Origin of the sequence: Sphingomonas nostoxanthinifaciens (genome assembly GCF_019930585.1) — a bacterium.
Lineage (GTDB): Bacteria > Pseudomonadota > Alphaproteobacteria > Sphingomonadales > Sphingomonadaceae > Sphingomonas_I > Sphingomonas_I nostoxanthinifaciens.
Window position 1 is genome coordinate 175568 of the sequence record NZ_CP082839.1, and the last position, 17436, is coordinate 193003.

The 17436-nt window shown below is 69.9% G+C and carries 14 protein-coding genes; 6 read left to right on the forward strand and 8 right to left on the reverse strand.

What is annotated here, in order from left to right:
- Positions 1 to 4 precede the first annotated feature (4 nt).
- Positions 5 to 733 carry a lysophospholipid acyltransferase family protein gene (locus K8P63_RS00855; RefSeq protein WP_223798009.1) on the forward strand — a complete coding sequence of 243 codons (729 nt, stop codon included), beginning with the start codon at positions 5 to 7 and terminating at the stop codon, positions 731 to 733.
- Positions 734 to 835: 102 nt separating this feature from the next.
- Here K8P63_RS00855 and K8P63_RS00860 read toward each other — a convergent pair whose 3' ends face one another.
- The 4 genes from K8P63_RS00860 to K8P63_RS00875 form a co-directional block, all read right to left on the reverse strand.
- Positions 836 to 1357, reverse strand: a complete 522-nt coding sequence (locus K8P63_RS00860; RefSeq protein WP_223798010.1) for a CarD family transcriptional regulator — start codon at positions 1355 to 1357, stop codon at positions 836 to 838.
- 209 nt (positions 1358 to 1566) lie between these two features.
- The gene (gene fdxA, locus K8P63_RS00865) at positions 1567 to 1905 is read right to left on the reverse strand and encodes a ferredoxin FdxA (RefSeq protein ID WP_223798011.1); all 339 of its coding nucleotides are present in this window, start codon (positions 1903 to 1905) and stop codon (positions 1567 to 1569) included.
- Between the two features lie 56 nt (positions 1906 to 1961).
- Complete coding sequence (locus tag K8P63_RS00870; RefSeq protein WP_223798012.1) at positions 1962 to 2222, reverse strand: RNA-binding S4 domain-containing protein; 261 nt, start codon at positions 2220 to 2222, stop codon at positions 1962 to 1964.
- Positions 2223 to 4748 (reverse strand): helicase-related protein, encoded by a 2526-nt coding sequence (locus K8P63_RS00875; protein ID WP_223798013.1) that lies wholly within the window; start codon positions 4746 to 4748, stop codon positions 2223 to 2225. It abuts the gene before it with no gap.
- Positions 4749 to 4946: 198 nt separating this feature from the next.
- Between K8P63_RS00875 and K8P63_RS00880 the strand changes: the two genes are divergently transcribed.
- Positions 4947 to 6413, forward strand: coding sequence for a M23 family metallopeptidase (locus K8P63_RS00880; RefSeq protein WP_223798014.1), 1467 nt, complete (start codon positions 4947 to 4949; stop codon positions 6411 to 6413).
- A gap of 28 nt (positions 6414 to 6441) precedes the next feature.
- Here the strand turns inward: K8P63_RS00880 and K8P63_RS00885 are convergent, their stop codons facing one another.
- Genes K8P63_RS00885 through K8P63_RS00895 form a run of 3 tightly spaced genes read right to left on the reverse strand, consistent with a single transcriptional unit; the run spans position 6442 to position 13180 of the window.
- Entirely contained in the window at positions 6442 to 7320 is an 879-nt protein-coding gene (locus K8P63_RS00885) for a transglutaminase family protein (protein WP_223798015.1), read from the reverse strand.
- A gap of 3 nt (positions 7321 to 7323) precedes the next feature.
- Positions 7324 to 9825: a circularly permuted type 2 ATP-grasp protein gene (locus K8P63_RS00890; protein ID WP_223799912.1), complete on the reverse strand. Its 2502-nt coding sequence runs from the start codon at positions 9823 to 9825 to the stop codon at positions 7324 to 7326.
- Between the two features lie 28 nt (positions 9826 to 9853).
- On the reverse strand, positions 9854 to 13180 hold the full coding sequence (locus tag K8P63_RS00895; RefSeq protein WP_223799913.1) for a transglutaminase family protein: 3327 nt from the start codon (positions 13178 to 13180) through the stop codon (positions 9854 to 9856).
- Between the two features lie 144 nt (positions 13181 to 13324).
- Between K8P63_RS00895 and K8P63_RS00900 the strand changes: the two genes are divergently transcribed.
- Entirely contained in the window at positions 13325 to 13990 is a 666-nt protein-coding gene (locus K8P63_RS00900) for a PEPxxWA-CTERM sorting domain-containing protein (RefSeq protein WP_223798016.1), read from the forward strand.
- Between the two features lie 34 nt (positions 13991 to 14024).
- Here the strand turns inward: K8P63_RS00900 and K8P63_RS00905 are convergent, their stop codons facing one another.
- Positions 14025 to 14960 carry a ribose-phosphate pyrophosphokinase gene (locus tag K8P63_RS00905; protein WP_223798017.1) on the reverse strand — a complete coding sequence of 312 codons (936 nt, stop codon included), beginning with the start codon at positions 14958 to 14960 and terminating at the stop codon, positions 14025 to 14027.
- A gap of 117 nt (positions 14961 to 15077) precedes the next feature.
- On the opposite strand from K8P63_RS00905, the gene K8P63_RS00910 reads away from it, so the two are divergent.
- The 3 genes from K8P63_RS00910 to K8P63_RS00920 all read left to right on the forward strand — a co-directional run bounded on the left by K8P63_RS00910 (position 15078) and on the right by K8P63_RS00920 (position 17420).
- Complete coding sequence (locus tag K8P63_RS00910) at positions 15078 to 15572, forward strand: DUF2306 domain-containing protein (RefSeq protein ID WP_223798018.1); 495 nt, start codon at positions 15078 to 15080, stop codon at positions 15570 to 15572.
- Between the two features lie 31 nt (positions 15573 to 15603).
- Positions 15604 to 16935, forward strand: coding sequence for a glutamate--tRNA ligase (locus tag K8P63_RS00915; RefSeq protein WP_223798019.1), 1332 nt, complete (start codon positions 15604 to 15606; stop codon positions 16933 to 16935).
- Between the two features lie 98 nt (positions 16936 to 17033).
- On the forward strand, positions 17034 to 17420 hold the full coding sequence (locus K8P63_RS00920) for a hypothetical protein (protein ID WP_223798020.1): 387 nt from the start codon (positions 17034 to 17036) through the stop codon (positions 17418 to 17420).
- The last annotated feature ends 16 nt before the right edge of the window (positions 17421 to 17436 follow it).

Below are 17436 nucleotides of genomic sequence, written 5' to 3' on the forward strand. Positions count from 1 at the left end.
CCGCATGCGCCCGTTGGGCCTGTTCCGCCTCGTCGCGGTCGTGCTGCTGCTCGCGGTCTGCGTGCCGTGTTTCCTCGTCACGCGGGCGTTCGGCAAGGGCGACTTCTGGGTGCGCACCTTCCTCGCGCGGATGGGGTGGCTGCTCGGCCTGCGCGTGCGGGTCGTCGGCCGGCCGCTGCCGGCGAACGTGCTGTTCGCCGCGAACCACAGCAGCTGGCTCGATATCCTGACGTTGGGCGGCGAGGCCCGCGCGCGCTTCATCGCCAAGTCCGAGATCGAGGGGTGGGGCCTCGTCGGCACTCTCGCGCGGTTGGCGGGGAGCGTGTTCGTCAGCCGCGATCGGCGCAGCGCGACCCGTGCGCAGGCCGATGCGGTGGCGCTGGCGCTGCGCGAGGGGCGTCCGGTGGCGTTGTTCGCCGAGGGCGGCACCGGCGACGGCGTGCTGCTCGACCCGTTCCGCCCGGCCTTGTTCGCGGCGGCGGTGGAAGCCGGCTCGGCGGTCCAGCCGGTCGCGATCGACTACGGCACGCGCAACGCCGAGATGGCGTGGCCGGACGGCATGCGCTTTTCGGAGGAGATGAAGCGCATCCTCAACCGGCCGGGGCGGATCGACGTCACGATCCATTTCATGCCCGCGCTGGATGCGCGCGCGCTTGGCCGCAAGGAATTGGCGGGGCGTGCGCAGGCGGCGGTGGCGGATGCGCTGGGGCGGCCGCTGCGGCTCGCGGCCTGAGCGCCCGATCGAATCAATCGTCGTGCAAAGCCCGGAAAAGCAAAGGTGCGCTGTCCTTGCAGACAGCGCCCCATGCAATCGCGTCCGCCGAAGCGGGCGGGATCAGGCCTTGTTGTGGATCGCCGCCGCGGCGCGGAGGATGTCGAGGATCTTCACCTGTGCCGCCGGCTCGTCGATCTGCTCCATCGCCGCAAGCTCGCGGGCGAGGCGGCTGCATGCCGCTTCGAAGATCTGCCGCTCGGAATAGCTCTGCTCGGGCTGATCTTCGGCACGGAATAGATCGCGCACCACCTCGGCGATCGACACGAGGTCGCCCGAGTTGATCTTCGCTTCATATTCCTGCGCGCGCCGCGACCACATCGTGCGCTTGACCTTGGGCTTGCCCTTCAGACAGGCGAGCGCCTCGTTCATCGTCACGTTGGACGAGAGCTTGCGCATGCCGACACTCTCGGCCTTGTTGGTCGGAACGCGGAGCGTCATGCGCTCCTTTTCGAACCGCAGGACGTAGAGTTCGAGCTTGGCGCCGGCGATTTCCTGGCTTTGCAGTTCGACGACGCGGCCCACGCCATGCTTGGGATAAACGACATAGTCGCCGACGACGAAGCTGAGCGCCTTGGCAGCCATTGCGCAACCTTTCTGTTCTAAACGGGCCGCCGGCCCCGACAAGTCCGCCCGGGGGAGGCGGCCTGGCGGCGGCGAAGCGCGGCACGAACACGGTTCCTTTCGCGCGAACCCGAGCGGCCCACACTTGTCGGGCGCGCTTGTAACAGAATTACAATAGGAATGCCAGCTTTCCGTGCATCTTCACGGATTAGTTACGGTGGGCGACTGTATCAGTCGCCCTGGCCGGGTTCTGCCGAGAATTCATTCTCATATTTGTCGGCGATACCCTTCCACGCATCGGCATCGGCCGGCGCGTCGCGCTTGCGCGTGATGTTGGGCCATTGCGCCGAGAAGGTGGCGTTGAGCTCCAGCCATTTCTCCAGCCCACCCTCGGTGTCGGGCAGGATTGCCTCGGCGGGGCATTCCGGCTCGCACACGCCGCAGTCGATGCACTCGCTGGGATTGATGACGAGCATGTTGTCGCCTTCGTAGAAGCAGTCGACCGGACACACCTCGACACAGTCCATATATTTGCAACGAATGCAGGCGTCGGTGACGACGTAGGTCATTTGTGTCGAAGCTCCAGGGAAACGCGCCCGCGCATATGGCGCGGCATGGCTCCACGTCAACCTTGGGCGGGCGAAAGGTCGGTATAGCAGGCGCGCGCTTCGGCCGTCGGCCCGCGTCTGTGCGGCATCGTTTCCACCCGCACGATGCGGACTTTGTCGTCCAGCGCGAAGCTCAGCACGTTGCCGACGCGCACTTCGGCATGGGCGCGATCGACCGCGCGGCCGTCGATGCGCAGATGCCCGGCCTCGGCAATTTGCTGCGCCAGCGCGCGCGATTTCACGATGCGCACGAACCACAGATATTTGTCGAGCCGCATCTAGAAACGCAGCCCCGCCAAGGCGCCGAAGGCGTTGCCCGGCCGCGCGGCGGGCGCCGCCGCGGTCGCCGGCTGCGGTCGCTGCCCCTTCCACGCCCAGCCGGCGTCGGCGCGGCGGAAGCCCAGCGCCATCATCAGCTGCGAAAAACTGGGCGAGGCGAGGCCGAGCGAGGTGGCGAGGCCCGGATCGGGATCGAAGGCGGCGCGGCCGCCGGCAGCATCGGGTCGCGCGTCGTGCGCGGTGCGCGCCAGCCGCTCGACCTGGTCGACGCGCAGCATCTGGGCGCCGAGCGGGCGGAAGCCGGCCATCGCGAAGGCGTTGCAGGTAACGGCATCGGGCGGCGTCGGCACCGACACCGCGCCCGGCGGCGGCAAGGCCGGCATCGCGATGCCGTCCTGCGCCGCCGCCAGCGCCACGCGCCAGCGCGCCGCCTCGGGCTTCAGCAAGGCGGGCACGAAGATGTCGAGCGTGCCGATCCGCACGCCCAGCCGTGCCACCGCCGGGCGCAGCGCGCGGTCCATCGCGTCGAGCACCGGCTGCAGCACGCGCCGCTCCGCCACGCCGGTCTCTTGCCCGAGCGGGGCGAGCAAAGCGCGGATCGACGGCGGCTGGGCCGGATCGCGCGCGGCGGCGACGATCGCCTGCAGCGGCCCCAGCGCCTTGCCGATATGGTGGTCGAGCCAGCGCTGCAGCCGGTCGATCACCGCCTGCTTCTCGGCCGGCTGCAATATCTCCAGTGCGCGGTGCAGCTGGATGCGCGGGGTCAGCAGCCCTTTGCCGCGCACCAGCCGCGCCACCACGTCGCCGCGCCAGAACAACGCCACCGGCCGTCCGACGTCGGTCGCGAGGCTGAAGCCCGCATCCTCGTCCGCCGCCAGCGCACGCGCGCGTCGGCCCAATTCCTCGCCCAGCCGCCGCTCGGCCGCCGCCATCAGCCGCTTCATGTCGCCGTGGCGCGCCGAGGCGTCGGCCTTGAAGCGGAAGCCGATCAGCTCGCCGATCGCCTCGCCGTCCACCGTGACGGTGCCGTCCTCGGCCACCTTCATCGGCAGCAGATCGGCGCCGCGCGCGCCGAGATCGCGCATCAGCACGGCGGTGCGCCGGTCGACGAAGCGCTGCGTCAGCCTCTGGTGCAGCGCATCCGACAGCCGTTCCTCCAGCGCGCGCGTGCGCTCGGCCCACAAAGGCGGCTCGGCCAGCCAATCGGGGCGGTGGGCGATATAGGCCCACGTGCGCACCGCCGCGAGCCGGCCCGCCAGCGTCTCGACGTCGCCCTGCACGGTGTCGAGCCGGGCAAGTTCGTCGGCGAACCATTGCACCGGAATGTGGCGGTCATCCTCGCTCAGGTGGCGGAAGATGCGCCCGATCAGCCGCGCATGCGGCTCGGCGCCGGTCTTGCGGAAATCGGGCAGGCCGCACGTATCCCACAGCCGGCGGATCATCGCCGGCGCGCTCGTCCGCTCGCGCACCCACGGCTCGTCGGCCAGCCGCTTGAGCACGGCAAGGTCGATCGCCTGCGGTGCGGGGCGCAGCACCGGCGAGCTGGGCTTGCGTTCCAGATCGGCGATCAACGTGTCGAGCGAGGCGAGGCGCGGCTGCCCCTCGCGCCAGTAAAGATGGTCGAGCGAGGGGAAGCGATGCTCCTCGATTGCCAGCACTTCCTCGTCGTCGAACTGCGCATTCTGTCCTTCGAGGCTGAGCGAGCCGAACGTGCCGTCGCGCTGGTGGCGGCCGGCGCGCCCGGCGATCTGCGCCATCTCGGCGATGGTCAGCCGGCGCGAGCGGCGCCCGTCGAACTTGCGCAGGCTCGCGAAGGCGACGTGCGCCACGTCCATGTTGAGGCCCATGCCGATCGCGTCGGTGGCGACGAGATAATCGACCTCGCCCGCCTGGAACATCGCCACCTGGGCGTTGCGCGTGCGCGGGCTGAGCGCGCCCATCACCACCGCCGCGCCGCCGCGCAGCCGGCGCAGCATCTCGGCGACGGCGTAGACCTCCTCGGCCGAGAAGGCGACGACCACCGAGCGCTTGGGCAGGCGCGACAGTTTGGCGGGTCCGGCATAAGTGAGCGTCGAGAAACGCGGCCGGGTGGTCACCTCGGCATCGGGCACGAGTGCGCGCAGCATCGGGCGCAGGCTCTCCGAACCGAGGATCATCGTCTCATCGCGCCCGCGCGCGCGCAACAGACGATCGGTAAAGACGTGACCGCGCTCCGGATCGGCGCCCAATTGCGCCTCGTCGAGCGCGACGAACGCGAAATCGCGGTCGAGCGGCATCGATTCCGCCGTGGTCAGGAACCAGCGCGCATTGGGCGGGACGATCTTCTCCTCGCCGGTGACGAGCGCGACCGATTCCCGCCCCTTGATCGCGACGACGCGGTCATAGACCTCGCGCGCAAGCAGCCGCAGCGGGAAACCGATCAGGCCCGAAGAATGACCGCACATCCGCTCGACGGCGAGATATGTCTTGCCCGTGTTCGTCGGACCCAGCACCGCGACCAGCGGCTCTGCGGCGAAGCGCGTCATTATGGGCTCAAGATGGCGCAACTGCTGGCAAAAGCAAGCGCACAACGGTTGCTCGTCTGGTCGGGAAAACGACTCACTTCATCGCAGCAGTCACCCGCAAAGCAATGGCTTAGTTTGACTTTAACCTTGTTGCGGCACAGTCGATGCTGCCTGCCGACCGCGAGTTCGGCGTTAAGGGATCAATTGGGGGCCGATCGCATGTACCTGCGACAGACCGAAGGATTCGGCGGTGGCGGCACCGTTGCGATCGATGGTGTCGCGGGTGCCCGTGCCGGACAGCGCGATCTGCTGCGGCGCATGCTCGACCGCGCCGCGCAGGCGGATCTCGTCGTCGATCTCGGCCAGCGCATCGGCAGCGGCGAATGGTGGCGCGGTCTCGCGACCTGCACCGCGCTGTGCGGGGCGGCCGTCGCCTTCGCACCGACCCTGCATCCGCTGCCGGGGGCATCACCCGCCCCGCTGACCGATGCGCAGGCGCGCGAGATGCGCCTCTCCGCCATCGCCCCGCAGGCTTATGGCGCCGACACCGGCCAGCGCGTCGCCGCGTCTGCGACCTTGGTCGAGCGGCTGACCGACACGCCCGAGCGCCCGCAGATCCAGGTTTCGACCACGCTCGGCCAGGGCGACGGTTTCGCGCGCGTCCTCGCCCGCGCGGGCGTCGGGGCGGACGAGGCGCGGCAGGTGGCCGATCTCGTCGCGCAGGCGACCACGCTCGGCGACATCAAGCCGGGCACCAAACTCGATCTCACGCTCGGCCGTCGCCCGAACAAGCAGGTCGCCCGCCCGCTCGACCATCTCGCCTTCCGCGCCAAGCTGGAGCTGGCGCTGGAGGTCAACCGCGTCGACGGCGTGCTGAAGCTCAAGGAAATCCCGATCGCGGTGGACGAGACGCCGCTGCGCATCGTCGGCCGCGTCGGATCGAGCCTGCTCGCCGCCGCGCGCAATGCCGGCGCGCCGGCCAAGGCGATCGAGACCTATCTGCGCGCGATCGGCCAGCATCTCGCGATCCGCAGCGTCGGCGCCAACGACCATTTCGACCTGATCCTCGCGCATCGCCGCGCCGCCACCGGCGAGACCGAGACCGGCGGCCTGCTCTATGCCGGGCTCGACGAGGGCAAGAAGCAGTTGCGCCTGCTCAAATGGGATCTGGCCGGGCGTGAGCAGTGGTTCGACGCCGCCGGCGTGGGCGAGCAGCGCGGCGAGATGAAGATGCCGGTGCAGGGCCACCTCACCTCCAGTTTCGGCATGCGCTTCCACCCGATCCTCGGCTTCAGCCGAATGCATCAGGGCATGGATTATGGCGCACCGATGGGGGCGCCGATCGTCGCCGCTGCCGATGGCGTCATCAGCTTCGCCGGGCGCCATGGCGGCCACGGCAATTACGTCCAGATCCGCCACGACGGCGCGATGGGCACGGGCTATGCCCATATGAGCCGCATCATCGCGCGCATGGGCGAGCATGTCCGCGCGGGCCAACTGATCGGCTATGTCGGCTCGACCGGCCTGTCGACCGGGCCGCACCTCCATTTCGAGGTGTTCAAGAACAATGTCGCGGTGAACCCGCTCAGCGTGAAGTTCACCCAGGCGGCGCAGCTTGCCGGTTCCGAGCTGCAGCGCTTCCGCGCGACGCTGGCGCGGCTGCTCTCGGTGCGGAAGACGGGCTGATCTTCTCTCCGCGAGGGGGAGAGGGCGTTCAGTCGAGCGGTTCGACGTCGACCGCCACGTCGATCCGCTGGCCGTCGCGGCCGAGGAAGATGCCGTCGATCGGTGCAACGTCGGCATAATCGCGGCCGATGCCGGTGACGATATGGTCCGGCCCCATCGTGATGCCGTTGGTCGGATCGAAGCCGATCCAGCCGCGCGCCGGCCCGCACCAGATCAGCACCCACGCATGCGTCGCGTCGGCGCCCTGCAACCGCGCCTTGCCCGGCGGCGGGATGGTGCGGATGTAGCCCGAGACATAGGCCGCCGCGAGACCGGCCGAGCGCGCGCCCGAGATCATGATCTGCGCGAAATCCTGGCAGACGCCGTGGCGCTTGGCGAAGGCTTCGGCCGGGCTGGTGTCGAGCTGGGTCGCGCTGCCATCATAGACGAAGCCGGCCTTGATCGCGCAGGCGAGCGCCAGCCCGGCCTCGATCACGCCGCGCTCGGGCCGCAGCTCGGTCGCGCACCACGCCGCAATCTCGGGGAAAGCGGCGATCAGCGGGGAGGGGAACAGGTAATTGGCCGGCGCCAGCGCCGACAGGTCGGCCGCCTCGCGCGCGCCGCGCGCCGCCTCGGCGACCGTCGGATCGTCGGCGGCGGGCTGCGGTGCGACCCGCTCGACCACCACCTGCGCGCGCGATTCGATGCGGAGCGTGGACGCCGCTCGCGCGACGGTGATGCCGGTGTTCGTCACCGGATAGCCGGCCGGCCGATCGCGCGTTGCGGCGGCGGGCGGGTCGATCGTCAGTTCGTGGCTCTCGAGATGCTGGCCGTCGAAATCGATCGGGCGCAGCCGCAGGTTGCAGCGCGCGAACCGCACGGGGAAATCATAGTCGAACGACGTGACGTGGCTGATCGCGTAGCGCATCGCTCAGGCTAGGGTCATGCCGGGCGCGCGCACGGTTTCGGCGCCCTGCAGGAAGAAGCGCGTGGCGATCGCCTCGCTCAGCGCCATCAGCCGGTTCTCGCAGCCGAGCAATGTCGCCGCCGAAAGCGATTCGGCCTGCATCGTCGCGACCATCAAAGCGAGCTCGGCGGCGATCGCCGCCTGCTCCTCGGCGAGCCCGTCGTCGCGCAGCGACGGGAGCGCGTCGAGATGTTCGCGGATGCGCGCCACCTGGAAGGCGAGGCTGCGCGGATTGTAGGGATCGAGCACGACCAGATCGCGCACCGGCACCAAAGCCAGCCCGGTCATGTAGCGCGCGCGATAGCTGATCTGGCTGTCCATCAGGTCGAGCAATGTGGTCAGGTCGTCGGCGGTCGCCGCCTCGCCAGCGAAGCTGCGCGTCAGCCGGCACGCGACCAGCCCGCGCTCGACCCGCCGGCCGAGATCGTGGAAGCGCCAGCCGGCGGTGCGCCCCATATTCTCGGCGGCGAGCCCGGCCAGCGCCGCGAACCGTTCCTGCAGATCGCCGACGCGCGCCAGCATCGTGGTCGCATCGCTTGCGGTCGCCGGCGGCAGCGGCAGGTCGATCAGCCGCCACACGTCGGCCGACAGCCGGTCGCGGATGCCGGCGGCGATGCCGTGGATCGTCGCGAACAAGGCACGGATGCTCGACGAACCCTGTCCGTCGAGCGCGGCGGCGGCGAGTTCGGCAAGGTCGTGGATCGCGCCGTGGCCGGCCTCTTCCTCGTCCTCGTCCTCGTCGATCAGCGCGGCGCCGGTCGCGATCAGCATCATCGCCAGCCGGTCGAGCGTCACCGGCACGAGGCTCGCGCCGGTATCGGCGTCGATCGTGCCGCCCAACGTCGCGCGCACCAGCCGCAGCGTCGCCTCGCCGCGTTCCAGATAGCGGCCGAGCCAGAACAGATTGTCGGCGGCTCGGCTCGGCAGAGTGCCCGGATTGCGGCGGATCGCCACCTGCGACGGCATCAGCGACACCGGCTCGACGGTGTTGAGCGCGACCACGCCGACATCGGCCGAGGAAACGCCCTCGCCCATCACCGCCGCACGCTCGTCGGCGCTGTCGCCCAGCCGGGTGAAACCGCCCGGCATCACCGTCCAGCGCCCGTCGGCGTCGCGCGCGGCGAAGGCGCGCAGCGTGAACGAGCGCGACACCAGCCGCCCGCCCGCCACCGCGGGCATGGTCGACAGGCGCACCACCTCGCGCCCGACATAATCCTGCGGGCGCAGCGTCATCGCCGCCTCCAGCGCCGCGCGCGCCGCCGGATCGAGACTCGCGCCAAGCGTCGGGCCGCCGGGCAAGCCGGCGACCGGCTCGGCAAAGGCGGGTTCGACGACGAGTTCGTCGAGCTGGCCGCGCATGTCCGCGCAGGGGCCCTCCTGCCCGCACCACCACGTGGCGATGTTGGGCAGCTTGAGCGGTTCGCCGAGCAGGTGGCGCGACAATGCCGGCAGGAAGGCGGCGAAAGCGGGCGATTCGACCACGCCCACGCCGGGCGCGTTCGCCACCACCGCCTCGCCGGCGGCGATCGCATCCATCAGCCCCGGCACGCCGATGCGCGAGCTGCTGTCGAACGTCAGCGGATCGATGAAGCGCGTGTCCATCCGCCGCCACAGCACGTCGACGCGCTTGAGCCCCTCGATCGTGCGCACGTACAGGCGGTTGTCGCGCACCGCGAGATCGTCGCCCTCGACCAGCAGCAGGCCGAGATAGCGCGCGAGATGCGCCTGTTCGGCATAGGATTGGTTGTAGCGGCCCGGCGTGAGCAGGCCGATGCGCGGATCCGAGCGCTTGCTCGCCGCGCCCAGCCCCTCGCGGAAGCTGGAGAAAAAGGGCGCGAGCCGCTGGAGATTGAGACGCGTCTGCAGCGTGCCCATCACGCGGCTGGCGGCGAGCCGGTTCTCCAGCGCATAGCCGGCGCCGGTCGGCGCGCGGACGTGATCGGTCAGCACGCGCCATTCGCCGTCGGGCCCGCGCCCGAGATCGACCGCATAGATATGGAGGCGATGGCCGCCGCTCGGCGCCATCCCGATCATCGAACGCCAGAAATGGCGCGATCCGGTGACGAGCGGGGCGGGCAGACGGCCCTCGGCGACCAGCCGCGCGGGGCCGTAAATGTCGGCGAGCACCTGCTCCAGCAGTTCGGCGCGCTGGACGATGCCGGCGGCGAGCCCGCGCCATTCGTCCTCGCCGATCAGCAGCGGCAGCGCCGAGAGCGGCCACGGCCGCTCGCGCGCATCGCCGGGCAGGCGGAAGGCGGTGCCGATCTCGTCCACCTGGCGGCCGATGCGGTCCTGCAGTCGCTGCAGCCGGCCCTCGGTCAGCCCGGCGACGCCGTCGAACAGATGGTGCCACCAGCGCGCGCCGCGCCCCATGTCGTCGCGCACCACGTCGCCGCGTCCGGCCTGCGCCACGTATGAATCGAGCCAGCCCTGCCCCCACGAGGGAAGGCCGGGAAATTGTGCCATGTTGGTCAACGCCGCCTCCGTCAGCGGATCAGAGGCCGGCCGGACGACGCAGGTCGAGCGTCATCGGGAAATCGCCGGGCAGTTCGGGTGCGGGCACCGGGATCGATCCGGGCGTGTGGCCCTGATCGACGAAGCGCGCCTTGCGCCGCGCCTCCGCCTCGTAATCGTTGACGGGCACGCTGTCATAGCTGCGGCCGCCGGGATGGCCGACATGATAGACGCAGCCGCCGACCGAGCGGCCGTTCCACGTGTCGATCAGGTCGAACGTCAGCGGGGCGTTGGCCTTCAGCCGCGGATGCAGGCAATTGGCCGGCTCCCATGCCTTGTAGCGCACGCCGCCGACGCTCTCGCCGGGCGTGCCGGTCGGCGTCATCGGCACCGCGCGGCCGTTGCAGGCGACGACGTGGCGGCCGGGCACGAGCCCGGTAGCGCGCACCTGCAGCCGCTCGGTCGAGCTGTCGACGTAGCGCACCGTGCCGCCGATCGCGCCGGTCTCGCCCAGCACCGGCCACGGCTCCAGCGCATGGCTGATCTCGAGCGTCGCGCCGCCGGCAGTGACCACGCCGTGCACCGGGAAACGGAACTGGCGCTGCGCCTCGAACCAGGCCGGATCGAAATGATAGCCGGCGACGCGCAGATCCGACAACACCTCGAGGAAGTCGGCCCACACGAAATGGCCCAGCATGAAGCGGTCGTGCAATGTCGTGCCCCAGCGCACGAGCCCGCCCTGTTGCGGCGCACGCCAGAACCAGGCGGTGAGCGCGCGGATCAGCAATTGCTGCGCGAGGCTCATCTTGGCGTCCGGCGGCATCTCGAACGCGCGGAACTCGACCAGCCCGAGCCGCCCGGTCGGGCCGTCGGGCGAGAACAGCTTGTCGATGCAGATTTCGGTGCGGTGGGTGTTGCCGGTCACGTCGACCAGCAGGTTGCGGAACAGCCGGTCGACCACCCACGGCGCGGGCGTCTCGTCCCCGCCCGGCCCGTACACGGGATCGGGTACCTGCGCGAGCGCGATCTCCAGTTCGTAGAGTCCGTCATGGCGCGCCTCGTCGATGCGCGGCGCCTGGCTGGTCGGGCCGATGAACAGGCCGGAGAACAGATACGACAGCGACGGATGCCGCTGCCAGTAGATGGCGAAGCTCTTGAGCAGATCGGGCCGGCGGATGAAAGGCGAATCGGCGACCGTCCGTCCGCCGAGGACGAGATGGTTGCCGCCGCCGGTGCCGATCGAGCGGCCGTCGATCAGGAACTTGTCGGCGGTCAGCCCTTCCTCGCGCGCCAGATCGTACAGCACGGTCGTGAGCGCGACCGTCTCCTCCCACTTCGCGGTGGGCTGGACGTTGACCTCGATCACGCCGGGATCGGGGGTGACCTTCAGCACCTGCAGGCGCGGGTCGGGCGGGGGCGCATAGCCCTCGATGCGGACCGGGATGCGCGTCGCCTCGGCCGCGCGCTCGACCGCCGCGATCAGCTCGAGATAATCCTCCAGCCGCTCGGTCGGCGGCAGGAACACCGCGACATAGGATCCGCGCGGCTCGACCGTCATCGCGGTGCGGACGGCGCCCTCGATGATGTGCTGCTCGACCCGCTCCTGCGCGCTGCCGCCCGCGGCGGGGGCGACCGCCTCGCTGCGCTGCTCGCGGAAATCGGGCAAAGGCTCGCGCGGTTCGGTCGTGTCGCGGACGTGGAGGTAGGGGTAGTCCGCCTTGGGCACCCACGGCAAAGATCCCAGCGGCAGGCGATAGCCGACCGCGCTGTCGCCTGGTGCCAGGAACAGCCGGCCGCGCCGTACCTGCCAGCGCTCGCTCTTCCAGCGGCGCGGCTCGGGCATGCTTGCCGCCTGCCACGCCTGGATCGGCAGGACATAGCCGACCGGGCGCGCGAGGCCGTGCTCGAACGCCTTCACCATCCGCGCGCGCACCTCGGGATCGTCGATGCGCGGATCGGACGGATCGGTGTTGGGCGGCAGGTCGCCTTCCTTCAGCGACCATTCGACCGGATCCTCGAATGCCGGCTGGACATAGTCGCCGGGCACGTCGAGCGTCGCCGCGATCGCTTTCAGGAAGCGTTCGGCGGTGTCGACGTCGATCTGGGTGACGTCGTGGCCGCCGTCGATCGCGATCAGGCGGTCGTCGCGCCACACCGGCACGCCATCGGTGCGCCAATAGACCGAATAGCCCCAGCGCGGCAGGCTCTCGCCCGGATACCATTTGCCCTGGCCGTGATGGATCAGCCCGCCCGGCGCGAACCGCGTGCGCAGGCGGCGCAGCAGCCGGTCGGCATAGCCGGCCTTGGTCGGGCCGACCGCGGCGGCGTTCCATTCGGGTGCCTCCGGATCGTCCGCGGCGACGAAGGTCGGCTCGCCGCCGGTCGTCAGCCGCACGTCCTGCGCATCGAGATCGGCGTCGACCTGCCGCCCCAGCGCATCCAGCGCCAGCCAGCGCGCGTCGGTGAACGGCTTGGTGATGCGCACCGCCTCGGCGATGCGCTGCACGTCCATCGCGAAGTCGAAGGTGGCGTGCGCCGGCTCCAGCAGCGCGCCCTCAATCGGGGTGGCGGAGCGATAATGCGGCGTGGCGCAGAGCGGGATGTGGCCCTCGCCCGCGAACAGCCCCGATGTCGCGTCGAGCCCGATCCAGCCCGCGCCCGGAATATAGGCTTCGGCCCAGGCGTGCAGATCGCACACGTCCTGCGCCACGCCCTTCGGCCCCTCGACCGGGATCACGTCGGGCGTCAGCTGGATCGAATAGCCCGAGACGAAGCGCGCGGCGAAGCCGAGCCGGCGCAGCAGCTGCACCATCAGCCACGTCGAGTCGCGGCACGATCCGCTGCCGATCTGCAGCGTATCCTCGGGCGCCTGCACGCCCGGCTCCATGCGGATGACGTAGCCGACCGCCTGGTTCACCGCGCGGTTGATCTCGACCAGGAAGTCGATCGAGCCCATCGACACGTCGGCGAAGCGGGCGACGAGCCGCTCGAACAGCGGCCCTTGGGGCTCGGTCTCGAAATAGGCGGTCAGGTCGGTGTACAGATCCGGCGCGTAGGCGAACGGCCGGGTGGACGCATATTCCTCGACGAAGAAGTCGAACGGATTGATGACGACCAGGTCGGCGATCAGGTCGATCGTGACGCGGAACTCGGTGGTCGGCTCGGGCAGCACGACGCGCGCCAGCCAGTTGCCGTGCGGATCCTGCTGCCAGTTGACGAAGTGCTTTTCGGGCAGGATCGTCAGCGAATAATTGGGCACCGCGGTGCGGCTGTGCGGCGCCGGCCGCAGCCGGATCGTCTGCGGCCCGAGCAGCACCGGCCGGTCGTAGCGGTACGACGTCAGGTGATGGAGCGCGGCCTGGATCATCCACCAGCTTCCAGCACAGGCGACGGGCGCGGGCAAGCGCGCCCGCTCGCGTTCGACACGCAAGCGGCCCTCTGGTAATGGTTAATCGACGCTGGCGTGCGGGGGCATTGCGGCGTCGACATTCTCTTTGGGGAGAGAACAACCATGAAAATCATCGCGGCGATGCTGCTCGCATCGCTTTCCGCCGGCGCCGCGCTGGCCGATTCGTACAATGTGGGCGTCGGCGGCGGCTCCGGTGCCGGCAAGGTCAGCCCGATCAGCTTCGACGGCTTCAACGCCTCGCTCGGCACGCTCAATTCGGTGACGTTCGATCTGTCGGCGACCACCAGCTACGACGTGACGGTCGATACGCCGTTCGGAGAAGTGCCGCCGTCGGGCACCGCCAGCTACACCTTCAAGAACGGGCTGTTCCTCTACATCGATGGCCTTCCGGTGCAGCCCTACGTCCAGGAATCGGGTAGCGGCACGGCTCCGTTGTTCTTCGGCGTCTTCTCGGCGGCGACCTCGGGTGTGCACGGCATCACCGTCATCACCGACACGTCACAGCTCGCCACATTCCTGACCGCGTCGCTGAGCGGGCAGGCCTCGGTCGACGATCCGTTCATGCGCAGCATCTCGGCCAATGGCGCCGCGACCGGGGCGACGATGTTCGACGTCACCGCCAAGTCGATTGATGCCACCGTCACCTACGATTACACGCCCTATCGCAGCGCCGTGCCCGAACCGGCGAGCTGGGCGCTGATGCTGGCGGGCTTCGGTGCGGTCGGCGCGACGCTGCGCCGGCGGAGGCTCTCCGCGGCGATCGGCTGATCCTGCGCGCCGGGGCGGGTCGCCCGTCCCGGCGTCAGTCGAACAGGCTGGAGACCGAGCTTTCGTCGGCGATGCGCTTGATCGCCTCGCCCAGCAAAGGGGCGATGGTGAGCTGGCGGATCTTGGTCGCTTCCGCCACCGCGGGTGAGGCGGCGATCGAATCGGTGATGACCAGCTCGCGCAGCACCGATCCCTCGACCCGCGCCACCGCGCCGCCCGACAGCACGCCGTGGGTGACGTAGGCGACCACCTCCTCGGCGCCCGCCTCCATCAACGCCGCGGCGGCGTTGCACAATGTGCCGGCCGAATCGACGATGTCGTCGACCAGCACGCACGAGCGGCCGGCGACGTCGCCGATGATGTTCATCACTTCCGATTCGCCCGGCCGCTCGCGGCGCTTGTCGACGATCGCCAGCGGCGCATTGGCCAGCCGCTTGGAAAGCGCGCGGGCGCGCACCACGCCGCCGACGTCGGGCGAGACGACCATCAGGTTGCGCCCGCCATATCGCGCGGTGATGTCGGCGGAGATCACCGGGGCGGCGTAGAGATTGTCGGTCGGGATATCGAAGAAGCCCTGGATCTGCCCGGCGTGCAGGTCGACCGAGAGCACGCGGTTGGCGCCGGCGGCGGTGACGAGGTTCGCCACCAGTTTGGCCGAGATCGGGGTACGCGGCCCCGGCTTTCGATCCTGTCGCGCATAGCCGAAGTAAGGCACCACCGCCGTGATCCGCCGCGCCGACGCGCGCCGCAGCGCATCGATGCAGATCAGCAGTTCCATCAGATTGTCGTTGGCGGGAAAGCCGGTCGACTGGACGACGAACACATCCTCGCCGCGCACATTCTCGTGGATCTCGACGAACACCTCTTCGTCGGCGAAGCGGCGCACCGACGCATTGGTCAGCTTTACATCGAGATAGCCGGCGATCGCGGCGGCGAGTGCGCGGTTGGCGTTGCCGGTCAGCAATTTCATCGTCGCACTCGTCCCTCGCTCGCCCGGCGTCCCCGTAGCGGCCCGCCGCCGATGGGGAAAGACCGCTTGGCCCTCGCCGCCTCCCATGGCACGAAAGTCCAAAGGGACCGTGACCTGATGGCCAGCATCGCCGACCGCACCTTTGCCTATCCGCGCCGCGTGCGCGATCCGCTGCTGGCCGGCGCCGGCATCCTGCTCCTGCTGCTGGCGGCGGCCTTCGGGCGGCATGCGTCGCAGCCCGCCTCGGGCATGTCTGTATGGATGGCGATCCATCTCGCGACGATCGTGCCCGCGGTGCCGCTCGGCGCGGTGATGCTGCTGCGGCCGAAGGGCGACCGGTTGCATCGCCGGCTGGGCTGGCTGTGGTGCGGGCTGATGGTCGCGGGCGCGCTGTCGAGCTTCGGCATCCGCGCCCGGACGGGGCATCTGAGCCCGATCCACATCCTCTCGGTGCTGACGCTCGTCACCGTGCCGCGCGCGATCGTGGCGGCGCGCCGCGGCCGGATCGAGACCCATCGGCGGATGATGACGATCCTCTACGCCGCGCTCGTCATCGCCGGCTATTTCACCTTGCTGCCGGGGCGGATGCTCGGCCGGTGGCTGCTGGGATGACGCGCGCGGCCTGACCTCGTAGAGGCCGGCGATGGATTCCGTCGTCACCCGTTTCGCGCCGTCCCCCACCGGCCGGCTGCATGTCGGCAATATCCGCGCGGCACTCCACAACTGGCTGTTCGCGCGCCAGCAGGGGGGACGCTTCCTGCTGCGGCTCGACGATACCGATGCGGCACGTTCGACCGAGGCGTTCGCGGTGGCGATCCGCGAGGATGTCGCCTGGCTGGGCCTCGCCGCCGATGGCGAGGCGCGCCAGTCCGAGCGATTTGCGTTGTACGAGCGGCGGTTCGAGGAATTGCGCGCCGCCGGCCGGGTCTATCCCGCCTACGAGACCGCGCAGGAACTCGATCTCAAGCGCAAGATCCTCGCCGGGCGCGGCCTCCCGCCGATCTACGACCGTGCCGCGCTCGCGCTGTCCGACGCCGAGCGCGCCGCGCTGGAGGCGGAGGGGCGGCGTCCGCACTGGCGCTTCCGGCTCGATCACGACGCGCCGATCGAATGGCATGATCTGATCCGGGGCGAGCAGCATCTCGACCCGCGGCTCCAGTCCGATCCGGTGGTGCGGCGCGAGGACGGCACGTGGCTCTACATGCTGCCGAGCGTGATCGACGATATCGACATGGGCGTGACCCACATCGTGCGCGGCGAGGATCATGTCACCAATGCCGGGCTGCAGCTGCAGATGTTCGCCGCGCTCGGCGCGCCCGCGCCGGTCTTCGCGCACGAGGCGTTGCTGGTGGGCAGCGAGGGCAAATTGTCCAAGCGGCTGGGATCGCTCGGCACCGACGCCTTTCGCGAGGAGGGGATCGAGCCGCTCGCGCTCGCGGCCCTGCTTGCGCGGATCGGCACCAGCGATCCGGTCGAGCCGGTGACCGATCTTGGCCCGCTGATCGCCGGACTCGATTTCGCGCGCTTCGGCCGCGCGCCGGCGCGGTTCGATCTCGACGAGCTCAAGGCGCTCAACGCGCGCACCATCCATCTGCTGCCGTTTGGCGACGTGTCGCATCGGCTGCCCGAGGGAATGGATGAGGCGATGTGGCTGGCGCTGCGCCCCAACCTCACGACGATTGCGGAAGCAGCGGACTGGTTGCCCGTGCTCGCAGGCACGATCGCGCCGCCCGAGATCGACGAGGCCGATCGCGCCTATCTCGCGGCCGCGGCGGAGGCGGCCGGGGCGATCGACTGGTCGGCCGATCCGTGGCACGCGCTGACGACCCGGCTGAAGGAGGCGACCGGCCGCAAGGGCCGCGCCTTGTTCCTGCCGCTGCGGCGCGCGCTGACCGGGCACGATCACGGACCCGACATGGCGGCGCTGCTCCCGCTGATCGGCCGCGACCGCGCCATCGCCCGGCTCTCCGCCTGACGCGGCCGCCTTCCTTCACGTCACCCCGGACCTGATCCGGGGCCCCGCTTCTTTTCTCCTTCGCCGAGAAGAAAGCGGGATGCCGGATCAAGTCCGACATGACTGGAGCGGCAGGGCTGGCGCCGCGTTTCGCGGGCTCCTATCTTCCGCGCATGGCATTGCCCCGTCCCGTCCGCCCCAGCATCCTTTTCGCCGATTTGCGTCGCGCGCTGGGGGAGGGCGACCGGCGCCACAAATTGTTCTTCGGCGCGCTGTCGATCGGCATCACCTCGCTGATCGTCACTGCCTTCGTGGTCGAATCGCGCTGGGGCGTGATGCCCGAGGGCGAGCAGATCAGCTATGTCGCCGACTGGCATAACGACCGGACCGATGCCGAGATCGCTGCCCAGCAGAAGATCGACCAGGCCGCGCTCGACAAGCAGCGCGAGGAGAAGCGTCGCGCGTGGCAGCGCGTCGATCGCCAGCTGACGAGCGTCGGCCTCTGAACGACGATGCGCGGTG